The sequence below is a fragment of the Serratia sp. D1N4 genome, from assembly GCF_054552755.1.
In genome coordinates, this window is sequence record NZ_CM137274.1 from 2,817,562 (window position 1) to 2,831,830 (window position 14,269).

General features: G+C 53.8%; 12 protein-coding genes. 2 read left to right on the top strand and 10 right to left on the bottom strand.

All coding sequences use genetic code 11. The features are described from left to right. The first annotated feature begins 233 nt into the window (after positions 1-233). The gene (locus tag ACX1CU_RS12355) at positions 234-470 is read left to right on the top strand and encodes a major outer membrane lipoprotein (RefSeq protein ID WP_459398614.1); all 237 of its coding nucleotides are present in this window, start codon (positions 234-236) and stop codon (positions 468-470) included. 163 nt (positions 471-633) lie between these two features. Here ACX1CU_RS12355 and ACX1CU_RS12360 read toward each other — a convergent pair whose 3' ends face one another. The 9 genes from ACX1CU_RS12360 to ydiJ all read right to left on the bottom strand — a co-directional run bounded on the left by ACX1CU_RS12360 (position 634) and on the right by ydiJ (position 11,218). Continuing rightward, the gene (locus tag ACX1CU_RS12360; RefSeq protein WP_459398615.1) at positions 634-1,647 is read right to left on the bottom strand and encodes a L,D-transpeptidase family protein; all 1,014 of its coding nucleotides are present in this window, start codon (positions 1,645-1,647) and stop codon (positions 634-636) included. Between the two features lie 323 nt (positions 1,648-1,970). Continuing rightward, on the bottom strand, positions 1,971-2,387 hold the full coding sequence (gene sufE / locus ACX1CU_RS12365; protein WP_459398616.1) for a cysteine desulfuration protein SufE: 417 nt from the start codon (positions 2,385-2,387) through the stop codon (positions 1,971-1,973). Positions 2,388-2,413: 26 nt separating this feature from the next. Beyond that, entirely contained in the window at positions 2,414-3,634 is a 1,221-nt protein-coding gene (gene sufS / locus ACX1CU_RS12370; protein ID WP_459398617.1) for a cysteine desulfurase SufS, read from the bottom strand. After that, complete coding sequence (sufD, locus tag ACX1CU_RS12375; RefSeq protein WP_459398618.1) at positions 3,631-4,905, bottom strand: Fe-S cluster assembly protein SufD; 1,275 nt, start codon at positions 4,903-4,905, stop codon at positions 3,631-3,633. Before sufD ends, sufS begins: the two co-directional genes overlap by 4 nt. Beyond that, the gene (gene sufC / locus ACX1CU_RS12380; RefSeq protein ID WP_459398619.1) at positions 4,880-5,626 is read right to left on the bottom strand and encodes a Fe-S cluster assembly ATPase SufC; all 747 of its coding nucleotides are present in this window, start codon (positions 5,624-5,626) and stop codon (positions 4,880-4,882) included. Before sufC ends, sufD begins: the two co-directional genes overlap by 26 nt. Before the next feature lie 21 nt (positions 5,627-5,647). Then, positions 5,648-7,144, bottom strand: a complete 1,497-nt coding sequence (gene sufB, locus ACX1CU_RS12385) for a Fe-S cluster assembly protein SufB (protein WP_459398620.1) — start codon at positions 7,142-7,144, stop codon at positions 5,648-5,650. A gap of 14 nt (positions 7,145-7,158) precedes the next feature. Further along, entirely contained in the window at positions 7,159-7,530 is a 372-nt protein-coding gene (gene sufA, locus ACX1CU_RS12390; RefSeq protein WP_459398621.1) for a Fe-S cluster assembly scaffold SufA, read from the bottom strand. Between the two features lie 218 nt (positions 7,531-7,748). Further along, entirely contained in the window at positions 7,749-8,165 is a 417-nt protein-coding gene (menI, locus tag ACX1CU_RS12395) for a 1,4-dihydroxy-2-naphthoyl-CoA hydrolase (RefSeq protein ID WP_459398622.1), read from the bottom strand. Next, positions 8,162-11,218, bottom strand: coding sequence for a D-2-hydroxyglutarate dehydrogenase YdiJ (gene ydiJ, locus ACX1CU_RS12400; RefSeq protein ID WP_459398623.1), 3,057 nt, complete (start codon positions 11,216-11,218; stop codon positions 8,162-8,164). Before ydiJ ends, menI begins: the two co-directional genes overlap by 4 nt. Positions 11,219-11,464: 246 nt before the next feature. On the opposite strand from ydiJ, the gene ydiK reads away from it, so the two are divergent. Continuing rightward, a complete protein-coding gene (gene ydiK / locus ACX1CU_RS12405) occupies positions 11,465-12,565 on the top strand; it encodes an AI-2E family transporter YdiK (RefSeq protein WP_459398624.1) in 1,101 nt (366 codons plus the stop codon). A 355-nt stretch (positions 12,566-12,920) separates the two neighbouring features. On the opposite strand, the gene ACX1CU_RS12410 is transcribed toward ydiK, so the two are convergent. After that, on the bottom strand, positions 12,921-14,204 hold the full coding sequence (locus ACX1CU_RS12410) for an MFS transporter (RefSeq protein ID WP_459398625.1): 1,284 nt from the start codon (positions 14,202-14,204) through the stop codon (positions 12,921-12,923). Positions 14,205-14,269 lie beyond the last annotated feature (65 nt).

Below are 14,269 nucleotides of genomic sequence, written 5' to 3' on the forward strand. Positions count from 1 at the left end.
CTAAAAACGCAATCGCTAACTGCTCATTATTTAGCTAATTTCAATTAAGAGTAGTCCGTTGGAATGGGGCTGTTTTCCCTCGTTTTTTTAACTATTTTGCAAAACAAGATGCAAGTTTGAGCGAACGATCAAAATAAAGGGCCCTAATACAAAAAAATTATTCTCTTTCGAAAAAAGTTTGTGTAATACTTGTAACGCTACATGGAGATTAACTCAATCTAGAGGGTGTTATAATGAATCGTACTAAACTGGTACTGGGCGCGGTAATCCTGGCTTCTACTATGCTGGCTGGTTGCTCTAGCAATGCTAAAATCGATCAACTGTCTTCTGACGTTCAGACTCTGAACGCTAAAGTTGATCAGCTGAGCAACGACGTGAACGCAATCCGTTCTGACGTTCAAGCAGCTAAAGACGACGCAGCGCGCGCTAACCAGCGTCTGGACAACCAAGCACAAGCTTACAAAAAGTAAGTTAGCTTCGGTAATTAAAAACGGTGCACATTGTGCGCCGTTTTTTTTGCCTGCAATTCCCACTCGGAACCTCCCTTTTCATCTCGCTAACTCTCTTTATGCCTGTTGTATGGGCAAAAAAAGAGGCCCAGCATGCTGGACCTCACTATTCTCTAAAACCGACTTAATTGACTGAACTGATCGGAGCCCCTGTTGGAGCCGCGTTATTTGCGCTCTGAGGCTCCACTGGCGTCAATGAAACCTCAGCAGGCTCCTGACCTACACTCACCAGCACAGGCATGCCAGAGCGCCGTACAACCGCGCTGTCGAACACGGCCCTATCCGTCAGTTGATCGCTCGCAAAGGCTTTCTGGTTTTTAGAAAGCGAAATGGGCATGGTCTGTGGATCGTCACTGGCCACTCTCGACAACGGCTGGTGCACTTCCACATAGCGTTTACCGTCAGGTTCAACGGAAACCTTCACCGGCTCATTGACGATCTGCACCCGCATACCTTGAGGGATCATATTAAACAACGCTTCGATATCCGTTGGGCGTAAACGAATGCAGCCAGAGCTGACGCGCATGCCAATGCCAAAGTTGGCATTGGTGCCATGGATCAGATATTGCCCATGCCCCATCGATAGGCGCAGGGCAAACTGCCCCATCGGATTCTCTGGCCCGGCCGGGATCACCGCTGGAAGTATTTCACCCTGAGCCGCGTAGCGTTTGCGGATATTGGCGGTTGGCGTCCAGGTTGGGTTCGGGATCTTCTGGCTAATCGACGTCACCTGCAGCGGAGTATTCATCCCTGTCTGACCAATACCGATCGGATAGACGATGACCTTATCCTCGCCTTTCGGATAATAATACAAACGCAATTCTGCCAGGTTAACCACAATCCCTTCGCGCGGGGTATCGGGCAACAACATCTGCGTCGGGATCGTCAATGCGGAGCCCGGCGTTGGCAGATAAGGGTCGGTGCCTGGGTTAGCCTCTAGCATCCCCAACAGGCCAATCTTGTAATCAGCAGCAATGGCCTCGAGCGAGCGCCCATCGTTCGGCACATTGTAAATGATGTTTTCGCCAATCAGGCGGCTACCCGGTGGCGGCAATGGGTATTCATTCGCACTGGCGGTTTGGATGCCCGTCAGCGCGGTGGCAAACAGTATGCCTATTAAAGTCAACGTACGTTTCATTCTCATCCCTATTCTTAATCACACCCTTCAAGCTTGATGCCACTGCACCAAAAGCTTTGGGTATACAGTTCAATCACAAGACTATCTGGCGCTTGTTAGTGGGTAAATCAGATAAACACTCGAATGATACTAACAAGAACAGGAGTAAAGGCAATAAGTCGTCTAAAAATCAACATGTTATAACATAATCAATGCATCAGATTGTCAACGAAACGTCAATGAGTAACATGCTGAAATACCACTGATTTAGCCGGGGAAAGCGAGGGTTCCATCGGGATTGTAAAGGCTCATTGACATTAAAACGGTATCAATGAACCCAGGTTCTAAGTGAACTGCGCGGCTTTACTGCGAATGGCACGGATCATCGCCTCAAGCCCCTGAGCACGGGAAGGCGTCAAATGCTGGCTGAGCGCCAGTTCAGAGAAGAATGGCCGCACGTCCAGATCGATAATCTGCTGTGGCGTGAGCTGGTGATACAGAATAAACACTACCGCCAGCAGCCCTTTCACGATAGCGGCATCGCTGTCGCCATGGAACACAACCCGACCTTCGCCTGCATCGCGCAGCGCAATCCATACCTGGCTCTGGCAACCGGCAATCAGGTTCTCAGCCTGCCGATCGGTTGCGGCCAACGGCGGCAATTGGCTGCCAAGCTCGATCACGTACAGGTACTTCTCTTCCCAATTCAGGCAACGGGAAAAGTTACGCACCAGTTTGTCTTTGTCCGGCAAGTTTGCCATAAGGCTCCCTTCTGTAATGAAAGGCGTTATCCAAGTAACCGATGGATCCGCTGTAATCCGGCTACCAACCGATCCACTTCTTCCCGCGTATTGTACAACGCCAGTGAGGCACGGCACATACTCGGCACGGCGTAGAAGGCCATCAACGGCATCGCGCAATGGTGCCCGGTACGAATGGCAATGCCGTACTGATCCAGAAAGCTGCCAACGTCATAGGCATGATGCTCACCCAGGTTAAAGGCAATCACGCCTGAACGCTCTGCTGGGCCATAAATCCTTAGCGTCGACACCTGTTTCAGCGCCTCCAGCGCGTAATCCATCAGCGACTGCTCATAATCGTAGATCGCGTCCAGCCCCAGGTCCTGCACATAATCGATAGCAGCGCCCAGCCCCATGATGCCAGCGGAGTTTGGCGAACCCGCCTCAAAACGCCACGGCGGCGCAGCAAACGTGGTGCCTGCGGTCAGGCTGACCTGCTGGATCATCGCGCCGCCCCCTTCCCATGGCGGCATCTGTGCCAGCAGTGACTGCTTGCCGTACAGAATGCCAATTCCGGAAGGCCCGTAGAGCTTATGGCCGGAGAAAACATAAAAATCACAATCCAGCGCCTGCACGTCAACCCGTTGGTGCATCACCGCCTGCGCACCATCCACCAGCACCTTCACCCCAGCAGCTTTGGCCACAGGAATGATGTCATTTAGCGGGTTGACCGTACCCAGCACATTGGAAACCTGAGCGATCGCCAGCAGGCGGGTAGAAGCGTCGATCAGATGCGGCAACTGCGCCAGATCCAAGGTTCCATCCGGCTGTAATGGCCAGATACGCAGTTCGATCCCGCGCTCCTGCGCCAACATCTGCCAAGGCACAATATTGGCGTGGTGCTCCATTTCGGTGATGATGATATTGTCACCCGCTGCCAATACATGGCGGCCAAAGCTGTTAGCCACCAGATTGATGCCTTCGGTGGTGCCTTTTACAAACACGATCTCTTCTGCCGACGCCGCATTGATAAAAGTAGCCACCTGCGCACGCACCGCCTCCATCTGCTGCGTGGCATCTGCGCTCAACGTATGTATGCCACGGTGCACGGCGGCGTAGCCGTGGCGATAAAAATCCAGTTCACGGTCAATCACTCTCTGCGGTTTCTGCGCACTGGCGGCGCTGTCCAGATAGGCCAGCGGTTGCCCATTCACTTCGCGTGCCAGCAGGGGAAAATCGCCACGCACCCGTTCCAGGGGATAACTCATGCAGCCTCCTGCGGCAAACGTTCAGCAATGCGAGCCAACACCTGTGCGCGAATGGTGGGATCAGCGATCCCTTCCGTCAGTTCGGCGGCAAAAGCAAAAATGATCATCCGCTGTGCCGCCGGTTTATCAATCCCGCGTGATTGCAGGTAGAACAGTTGCTCGGCATCGATACGCCCTACGGTAGCACCATGGCTGCACTTGACATCATCGGCGTAAATTTCCAACTGCGGTTTGGTGTCCACCTCTGCCACTTTACCCAACAGCAAGTTATGGTTAGTCATCTGGCCATCCGTTTTAATCGCGTGCTGTGCGACTTTGATCATGCCGTTGAACACCGCCTTGGCACGATCGCTAACCACCGTTTTGTGTAACTGGCGGCTTTCGCCATAGCCTTGGTTATGTTCCAGATAGGTTCGGGTATCACACACCTCTTTGCCCACCGGTAGCACCAGGCTGTTGATCACCAGATTGGCTCCTTCTCCGTTCAACTGCGCGCTGGTGTTATGGCGAGTCAGCCCCGCGCCAAGCAGGAAACTGTCGCTTTTTACCTGCGCATCACGGCCAACCACCAGATCGTTGTGCGCAAAGTGGTAGCTGCCCTGGTTTTCAAACGCCAGCTTGCAGTGGTGCAATACGGCATTGTCGCCAATCGTCGCCGTCAGGCGTGCACCGGTAAAATGCCCCGCAGAACCCAAGCTGACATAGTGCTCGATCACTTCCGCCTGCGCGCCGGTTGCAATACTCAGATGGTGCCGGTGATGTACGGTATTCACTTCCCCATCATCGTCACGCCCGCTGCTGATATGCAGCAAATAGAGCGGTTTGTCGGGCACTTTACCGGCAGGCAAATGGATCACGCGGGTTTCCTGCACCAAGCTTTCGGTCAGATGCAGGAAAATCTCCGGCTGAATCGGCTCCGGCAGCGTTTGTGGGGCGTTCTCTAGCTGATAGTCACCCAAGTCCTTGTCGCTCAACGGCGGGCAGAAGCGCCCATCGATAAACACCAGACGATAGGCATCGATCTTCAGCGCCAGAGCATCGCACTGGGCAGCAGTGAACGTTCTCCCCGCAGGCTCCAGAAACTGTTGATCCAGCAGAGCGTCCAGCGGAGTATATTTCCAGTTTTCCTGCTTGCGGGTTGGCCAACCAAGGCACAAAGCCTGCTGCCAATGTGCCAAAGCATGAGGTGAAGACTCGCCGCCACGGGCTGCGAACAGGCTGTACATCTGTTGTAGCACCGGCGAATTATTGTTGGTCGGAAAGCCAGCCATAGCCCTGCTCCTCCAACTGTTTCACCAAAGAGAAATCACCGGATTTGACGATGCGCCCTTGGGAAAGAACATGCACATGATCCGGTTGGATATAGTCCAGAATGCGCTGGTAGTGGGTTACGATAATAAAGGCACGATTGCCGTTACGCAGCGAGTTAACGCCGTTCGCTACAATCTTCAACGCATCAATATCCAGCCCGGAATCGGTTTCATCAAGGATGCATAAATCTGGTTCCAACGCCGCCATTTGCAGGATATCGTTACGTTTTTTTTCGCCACCCGAGAAACCGACGTTTACCGAACGGGTCAGCAGATCGGCGGGCATGCTCAGCAGCGCGATCTTCTCCTCAATAAAATCGGCGAAATCAAAGCGATCGAGCGCCTGTTGCCCACGATATTTACGCACCGCGTTAACCGAGGTTTGCAGAAAGAAATGGTTGCTGACGCCGGGGATCTCGACCGGATACTGAAACGCCAGAAAAACCCCTTCCCCGGCGCGAGCTTCCGGCGCCAAGGCCAGCAGGTCTTTACCTTTGAAGCTGATTTCACCGGTGGTCACCTGATACTCTTCACGCCCGGCCAACGTGGCGGCCAGCGTACTTTTGCCTGAGCCGTTCGGGCCCATAATGGCGTGCACTTCACCCGGTTTAATCTCCAGATTCAGGCCCTTGAGGATCTCGTTGCCTTCTGCGCTAACGTGCAAATTCTTGATGCTTAACATACTGTGTCCTCATTGGCGTGCTTAACCCACGCTGTGCTCCAGGCTGATCGCCAGCAGTTTTTGCGCCTCAACGGCAAACTCCAGCGGCAGTTCGGAGAAAACATCCTTACAGAAACCGTTAACGATCATCGAGATAGCATCATCTTCGCTGATACCACGCTGCAAGCAGTAGAATAACTGGTCGTCGCCGATTTTCGAGGTGGTGGCTTCATGTTCCAACTGAGCGCTGTTGTTGCGCACCTCCACATACGGGAAGGTATGTGCGCCGCTGTCCGGCCCAATCAGCATCGAGTCGCACTGGGTAAAATTGCGCGCGTTTTCCGCCCCCGGCAGGATCTTCACCAGGCCACGATAGGTATTCTGGCTGTGCCCGGCGGAGATCCCTTTGGCAATAATGGTGGATTTGGTGTTTTTGCCGATATGGATCATCTTGGTGCCGGTATCGGCCTGTTGATGGCCGTTGGTTAGCGCCACAGAGAAAAATTCGCCGATGGAGTTATCTCCTTGCAGGATCACGCTGGGGTATTTCCAGGTGATCGCCGAGCCGGTTTCCGACTGCGTCCACGACATTTTGGAACCGGCACCCTCGCACAGCGCCCGCTTGGTGACAAAGTTCAGAATCCCACCTTTGCTTTCACCCCCGGCAAACCAGTTCTGCACCGTCGAATATTTCACTTCGGCATCTTTATGCAGGATCACTTCCACCACCGCCGCATGCAGTTGATAGCTGTCGCGCACCGGCGCTGAACAGCCTTCAATGTAGCTGACGTAGCTGCCCTCATCGGCAATCAGAATGGTGCGCTCGAACTGGCCGGTTTTTGCCGCGTTGATGCGAAAGTAGGTGGAAAGCTCCATCGGGCAACGCACGCCTTTCGGCACATAAACAAAGGTGCCGTCAGAGGCCACAGCAGCGTTGAGCGCGGCAAAGAAGTTATCGTTATGCGGCACCACGCGGCCCAGATACTTGCGAACCAGATCCGGATATTCTTGAATTGCCTCACTGAACGAGCAGAAAATCACTCCGCTTTCCGCCAGTTTCGAACGATAGGTGGTGGCTACAGAAACCGAATCGAAGATGGCGTCTACCGCCACCTCGCTGCCTTCGCGCACCGGCACGCCCAGTTGGGTGAAGGCCAGCTCCACTTCGCTGGTGAGATAATTGTTTTCTGTCACCGCACCTGGTTGTTGCTCGGCCCCCGGCTGAGAGCCGCAGGCGTCGTCACAATGGCCGCAAGAGGGGGCGGAATAATAGCTGTAATCCTGATAATTCAGTTTGTCGTAGTTGGCTTTCAGCCAATGCGGTTCTTCCATTTGCAGCCAGGCACGGTAGGCCTCCAGGCGGAATTCCAGCATCCACTCGGGTTCATTGCGCTTGGCGGAAATGGCGCGTACCACCTGTTCATTGATGCCCTTGGCCAACTCATCGGTTGCCAACTGGGTGAAGAAACCTTCCTTGTAACGACCATCGCTGACCCAAGCCTGTACATCATGAGTAACTTCTACCTTGCTTCGTGTCATGTTGATAGCATCGCTCAAACGCCAAAGCTCTCACCGCACCCGCAGGCGTTCTGAGCTCTAGGGTTATTGAATTTGAAGATCCGATTCAGCCCATCGCGGACAAAATCCACCGTGGTTCCATCAATAAACGGCATCGCTTTCAGTGGCACATACAGCACCGCGCCATCACGTTCAAAGCGCAGATCGTCTGTGGCTGGCTCGCGCGTCAAGTCCAGCACATAGGCAAAACCGGCGCAGCCTGATTGCTTCACCCCAAGCCGCAGCCCCAAGACCTGCGGATCCTGCTGCGTTAATTTGATAATTTGCATAACTGCACTGTCGCTAAGCGAAATGCCTTGCCAGACACTGTCTGCCAAAGAGAACATACCGACATCTTCCGTTTGCATAAGACCCGCCTCAATCTGGTGTTTCACCATGACAAATAAACATATATATAAAATACCCATTTATGCATCTTGTCTGTCGCAAAAATGCGCTTCGTTGCTTTAAGTTTAGTCGTTACTGAATTTTTTGAGCCGCTGGTGTCCAAATGGGCTGATTGGAGGGAGAGCGAGGAAAGAATTGGGAGAATTGCCCGCAGACTGGATATCTGCGGGCAAAAGGGTTACTCGATGACCGCCGTGGTAAGGCGAGAGGTGCAGCACAGGCGATCACGGCTATCGAAAATCTCGATCTGCCAGACCTGATTACGCCGGCCGACATGCAGCGCGCGGCAGACGCCACGCACCTGCCCTTCAAACACCGCCCGAATATGGTTGGCGTTGATTTCCAGCCCAACCACTTTCTGTTCCCCTTCGGTACACAGGTAACCGGCCATAGAACCCATCGATTCCGCCAGCACCACCGAAGCACCGCCGTGCAACAGGCCAAACGGCTGGGTGGTACGCTGATCAACAGGCATTACCGCTTCCAGATAATCATCCTCGATGCGGGTGAACTGGATACCAACATGGCCTACCATGCAGCCTTCACCGGTGCGGTTGAGTTGTTCCAGCGTTGCTTCACGTTTCCACAGTTTCACATCATTATCTCCAGAAGAGCCTGTAACGGATGCCGCACGCCATTGCCTTCAATGCGTTTCACCTGGCTGCGGCAGGAATAACCGGTCGCCAAGCAACGTTGCCGCGGCAAACGTTGCAGCGCCTGGTGCCAGGAAAGCTCATAAATCCCCAAGGAGTTCTGTAGATTCTTGGCTTCATGACCGTAAGTTCCCGCCATGCCGCAACAGCCGACGCTGACGTTCTCCAGTTTTGCGCCAAAACGGCTAAAGATCGTGGCCCATTGCTGGGTGCTGGCAGGCAGCGCCGTGGTTTCGGTACAGTGGCCAAACAGATACCAGGCTTCGCCGGTTGCGGATTGATCTGGACGATCGGCCAGCAACTGTTGCAACCATTCGTGCACCAACTGCACCTGGAAATTGCCCCGGTTATCACCGAGGATTTCCCGATACTCGTCGCGATAGCACAGCACCAACGCCGGATCAACCCCTACCATCGGCATACCGAGCTTCGCCACCCGATTGAGGAAATCGGCAGTTTTGCGTGCCGTTTTGGCAAACCGTGTCAGGAACCCTTTGATATGCTGTGCTTTACCGTTAGGGGAGAATGGCAGTAATACCGGTTGGTAACCCAGTTTCTCAACCAGCCGCACAAAATCAGCTACCACCTGCGCGTCGTAATAGCTGGTAAACGGATCCTGCACGATCAGCACATGCTGTTGCCGCTGCGCCTCGCTCAACGCTTCAAGCTGTTCCAGCGTCATGGTAAAAGCGCTGTGACCGGAAAGCTGCTGGCGCAGGGTCGGGCTGGAGAGCAGCGGTAAATCCACCATGCCGATGGTGCTGCGGCTCAGTTCGCGCATCCAGGGCTGTTTAAAGAAGAAGTTGAACACCTTCGGCGCTTTGGCCATCAGCGGCGTATAACTCTCCACGCCCGCGACCATATAATCGCGCACCGGGCGCAGGTAACGGGTGTGATAAAGCTGGAGGAAGCGGGAGCGGAAGCCCGGTACGTCGATCTTGATCGGGCACTGGGTCGAACAGGCTTTACAGGCCAGGCAGCCGGACATCGCCTCTTTCACTTCGTGCGAGAAATCATACTCCCCTTTGCCAGCACGCCAGCTGTTGCGGGTTTTCTCGATCACTGTGCGGAAGCTAAGGCGCTGCTGCGGCAGTTGCTGCTCCAGCGCTACCGGATCGACGCCCTGTTCAGCCAGCAACCGCAACCATTCACGCACCAGCGCTGCGCGGCCTTTTGGCGAATGAATACGGTTACCGGTGATCTTCATCGACGGGCACATCGGGCTGCGCACGTCAAAGTTGAAGCACAAACCGTTACCGTTACACTCCAGCGCGCCGCGGAACGAAGTGCGGATATCCAGCGGAATACGGCGATCCAGCGTGCCGCGTTTCACCGCATCCACCTTCATCATCGGCTCATCCACGCCCATCGGCGGGCAGATCTTGCCTGGGTTGAGGCGATTTAGCGGATCGAACGCCGTCTTGATGCGACGCAACTCTTCATACAGGATTTCACCGAAGAAGGCCGGGCTGTATTCCGCGCGGAAGCCTTTACCGTGCTCCCCCCACAGCAACCCGCCATATTTGGCGGTGAGCGCCACCACCCGATCGGAGATTTGCTTCATCAGCACTTCTTGCTGCGGATCGCACATATCCAGCGCCGGGCGCACGTGCAGCACTCCCGCATCGACATGGCCAAACATGCCGTAACTCAGGTTGTGGCTGTCGAGCAACTGCCGGAATTCGGTAATATAATCAGCCAGGTGCTGTGGCGGCACACAGGTATCTTCGGCAAACGGGATCGGCTTGGCCTGCCCTTTGGCGTTGCCCAACAACCCCACCGCCTTTTTGCGCATATTGTAGATACGCTCAATGCCGGTAAGATCGCCACAAATCTGATAACCAATCACTCCAGACTGTTGCTTGGCAATCAAATCGTCCAGGCGTTCACACAGCGCTGACATCTGGCCGTCGATCAGCGCTTTATCATCACCGGCAAACTCGACGATATTCAGCCCGAGCATCTCTTTATCCGGCACGTTGGTGATCAACTCGCTGACGGAGTGCCAGACGATATCCTCGCGCGCCAGGTTGAGCACCTTGGAGTCGATGGTTTCCACCGACAGCGCTTTGGCTTCCACCATCACGGGCGCATTGCGCAGCGCAGAATCGAAAGAGTCGTATTTGATGTTAACCAAGCGGCGCACTTTTGGCAGCGGCGTGATATCCAACCGCGCTTCGGTGATAAACGCCAGCGTACCTTCGGAGCCGGTGAGAATACGCGTCAGGTCAAAGGTTTGCAGATCGTCGCTCAGCACGTGGCGCAGATCATAGCCGGTGAGGAAGCGGTTAAGTTTGGGGAATTTATCCAGGATCAGCGCACGCTGTTCGCGGCAGCGGTTGAGCACCGTGTCGTAAATGCGCCCTTCCGGCGTGTTTTCCTGGGCAATCGTTTCCGCCAACGGCGTCGGCATGGCGCGAGTATCGATCATATCGCCACCCAGCAATACCGCCCGCAGTCCGAGCACGTGATCCGAGGTTTTGCCATAAACCAGTGAACCCTGGCCAGAGGCGTCGGTATTGATCATACCGCCAAGCGTGGCGCGGTTACTGGTGGAAAGCTCAGGAGAGAAGAAATAGCCGAACGGCCGCAGATACTGATTGAGCTGGTCTTTAATCACCCCGGCCTCAACCCGCACCCAACCTTGTTCAACATTGATGTCCAGAATACGGTTCATGTAGCGCGACATATCGACCACAATGCCCGCGTTCAGCGCTTGGCCGTTAGTGCCGGTGCCGCCGCCGCGCGGGGTGAAGGTCAACGCCTTGAAACGCTCTTCTGCCGCCACGCGGGCAAGCAACGCCACATCACTGGTTGAACGAGGGAACACCACCGCATCGGGCAACAGTTGATAAATACTGTTGTCCGTCGCCATCGTCAGACGATCGGCGTAGCTGGTGGCAGTATCGCCGCTGAATCCGTTTTGTTTTAACGCTTCCAAAAAATCGAGCACACATTGAACGAGGCCGGGTGCCTGAGAAATCTGTGGGATCATTCGCTTTTTTGACCCTGTCTGTCTAATTTTTAACTACTTAACCGGGCCTAGATGCAGACCCACCCCTATCTTTATATCGTCAGTAAAAGCTAACATACTTCGTTTTGTGCAGGCACTCACATTATCACAAACTGACGGCAACAGAAGCGCTTGCGGCAAAACGTGCGCTTGGCTGTGAAAGTTGCCCGAAATGCACCATGATAAAAACGGATAAAAGATTTCACTAAATAGGATGAAAACGCATTCATGACACAACCGCAACGCCGATACGATTTACCCACGATTATTTTTGGCGTGTTGTTTATTGCCATTATGATCGTCGCCAGTTTTTGGGTGGTTCAGCCGTTTATTCTTGGCTTTGCCTGGGCTGGCATGGTGGTGATCGCAACCTGGCCGGTATTGATTAAACTACAACGCTTGCTGTGGGGCCGCCGCTCGCTGGCAGTGCTGATCATGACCATTCTGTTGATCCTGCTGTTTGTGCTGCCGATTTCGTTGCTGGTCAGCAGCGTCGTCGACAATAGCGCACCGATAGTCGCCTGGGTGAACTCACCGGGTAAGATCCAGATCCCGGCTATGGAATGGCTGCGCGCCATCCCGCTGATTGGCGACCGGGTTTATAGCAGCTATCACCTGCTGGTGAGCACGGGTGGAGCCGCACTGATCGCCAAAGTGCAGCCCTATTTCGGCCAGACGGCCACCTGGTTCGTGACGCAGGCCGCGCATATTGGGCGTTTTCTGGTGCACTGTACGCTGATGGTGCTGTTCAGCGCCCTGCTGTATGCCCGGGGCGAACAGGTCGGGCTGGCGATCCGCCACTTTGCCATCCGCCTGGCTGCCGAACGTGGCGATGCCGCCGTGCTGCTGGCTGGGCAAGCGATCCGCGCCGTGGCATTGGGCGTAGTAGTGACGGCCCTGGTGCAGTCGGTGCTGGGGGGAATTGGTCTGGCGGTTGCCGGTATCCCTGCTGCTACGTTGCTGACGGTATTAATGTTCGTGTTCTGCGTGGCACAGTTGGGGCCATTACTGATACTGATCCCGGCGATTATCTGGCTGTATTGGACCGGGGATACCACGTGGGGCACCGTGCTGCTGATATGGAGTTGTGTGGTGGGTACGCTGGACAACTTCCTGCGCCCGGCGCTGATTCGCATGGGAGCAGACCTGCCGTTGATTCTGATCCTGTCCGGTGTGATCGGCGGTTTGTTGGCATTTGGCATGATCGGCCTGTTTATCGGCCCGGTGGTGCTAGCGGTTTCTTATCGCTTGGTCAGTGCCTGGGTCAATGAAGCCCCCGAACCCAATACCGATATTGAGGAAGTGGTTAAGGACTTAGAACAGTTGTAATCAGTCAGCGGTCTGCCCGGCCACGGGCAGACCATTATCTCGCTCATCTCTCCTTCATTCCCCTTTTCGTTTTATACCGCCAGGCTTGATTAGGACGAGTCTTAATGACGGGCCATGCGTAAGTGCTTATTCTTCTTGCTATATCTTGCCTAGATCACCGAGATTCTCGGCAGATATCCAACCAATATCATTCCATGTAAGTGAATTGCTGTGTGTAGTCTTTGCCCGTCTCTTACGATGGGCCTTTTTTTATTCTTATCCTAACCTCACAGCTGTGATATCGCTCAGTTACATACCACAGTGGGTGCGGGTGAAACCCGCGGCTCTCACTGCGGGTACACTGTATTTCTCAGGATTATTCGGCCGTAACAGGTTTGACCGTGGAAAGGGGTTGGGCCGTGACACGATGCTTAAGCACAAAGCAGGCGGCGATACCAAAACAGGCCATCACGACGGTATAACCAAAATAAAGTTGGTAACCGGTTTTCTGATCGGGGGCATAGTCCATGATATAGCCATTAATCAGTGGGATAAAAATATCCGGGCAATAGCCAACCGCAGAAATTATGCCAATTGCCAGACCGAGCTTACTTTCCGGCACCTTCAGGTTCTCAATAATCGCCCAGTACAAGCCACGTACTGCGTAAGTCAGCAGGCCAACAAACAGAATAAAGAAAACGCAGAAGCCAATCACCAGACCCGCAGACAAACGGGTCGCCGGAATACAGATCAGCCCGACAAGTCCAAGTGCGCTAAGCATTAATGCGTAGGTTAATACTCTGATATTTCCTAATTTGTCCCCCAGAAAACCACCGACTACGCCCCCGACTGGCCGCAGCCACAGCTTGATCGTGGTGATCGTCCCCGCCATCACCGCGGTAAATCCCCAGCCACCGGCCTGCAAATAGCCTGAAAAGCTGTAGGTAGACCAAAATAAGTGATAGCCGGAGGAGATAATAATCGCGATCAGCCATACCTCGGGTTGGCGCAGGATAAAACCTAAATCCTTCATCACGTTTTTATGGGTGACTTTTGTCTGCTTTTCCTCTGTCTCTTTCGGTGCGTTTGCTTCAAACCAGATACAGACAAAACAGACTACGGCTAACGCAATACAAAACCAGGAGTACAGATGAATAACGTAGACCAACCCTTGAACCACGTTCTCGTCATTCGGGCCGACGGTCATCGAGAAGATAAATAACGCAATGCTCGCCAGGATCGATTCCACTAGGCCACGGCCACCATCATAAATACCGTAAAAGCGCCCAGCCTCATTTTTGGCCGCAAGCAGCTTGATGCGCTTCATAACGGCTCCCCAGAAGGTCAAACCGGTGGTCACTCCCCAGCCAGAAAAAATGATTAATAGCGCGGTATAGGAAGGCAAAGTGCTGTACCAAAGCCCTAACAGGCCCGTTCCCAATAGCGACAGGGTAATCAGTTTCATCGGTTTCACTCTATCAGCCAACCAACCGCTGGGCGTGTAGCAGATAAAGAATAAAAACCCCATGACTGAATACAGTTCACCGAGCTGTACATTGGAGATATTAAAGGCGTGGATCATCGTATCCTGATAAATCTGCCGCAAATATAACATCGGATATATTGCCCCACCGGCGACAGTCAGCAATAATATTTGCATATATCTGGCACTATTTTTAACTTGCTCAGTCTTTGCTGTATTTTCCATAATAGTCATACCTGTAT

Coding starts and splice junctions, on each gene's coding strand:
- sufE (WP_459398616.1), bottom strand. CDS start 2,387: ATGGCAAACTTGCCGGACAAAGACAAACTGGTGCGTAACTTTTCCCGT.
- sufA (WP_459398621.1), bottom strand. CDS start 7,530: ATGCAAACGGAAGATGTCGGTATGTTCTCTTTGGCAGACAGTGTCTGG.
- sufD (WP_459398618.1), bottom strand. CDS start 4,905: ATGGCTGGCTTTCCGACCAACAATAATTCGCCGGTGCTACAACAGATG.
- sufS (WP_459398617.1), bottom strand. CDS start 3,634: ATGAGTTATCCCCTGGAACGGGTGCGTGGCGATTTTCCCCTGCTGGCA.
- sufB (WP_459398620.1), bottom strand. CDS start 7,144: ATGACACGAAGCAAGGTAGAAGTTACTCATGATGTACAGGCTTGGGTC.
- ACX1CU_RS12360 (WP_459398615.1), bottom strand. CDS start 1,647: ATGAAACGTACGTTGACTTTAATAGGCATACTGTTTGCCACCGCGCTG.
- sufC (WP_459398619.1), bottom strand. CDS start 5,626: ATGTTAAGCATCAAGAATTTGCACGTTAGCGCAGAAGGCAACGAGATC.
- ydiJ (WP_459398623.1), bottom strand. CDS start 11,218: ATGATCCCACAGATTTCTCAGGCACCCGGCCTCGTTCAATGTGTGCTC.
- ACX1CU_RS12410 (WP_459398625.1), bottom strand. CDS start 14,204: ATGCAAATATTATTGCTGACTGTCGCCGGTGGGGCAATATATCCGATG.
- ydiK (WP_459398624.1), top strand. CDS start 11,465: ATGACACAACCGCAACGCCGATACGATTTACCCACGATTATTTTTGGC.
- ACX1CU_RS12355 (WP_459398614.1), top strand. CDS start 234: ATGAATCGTACTAAACTGGTACTGGGCGCGGTAATCCTGGCTTCTACT.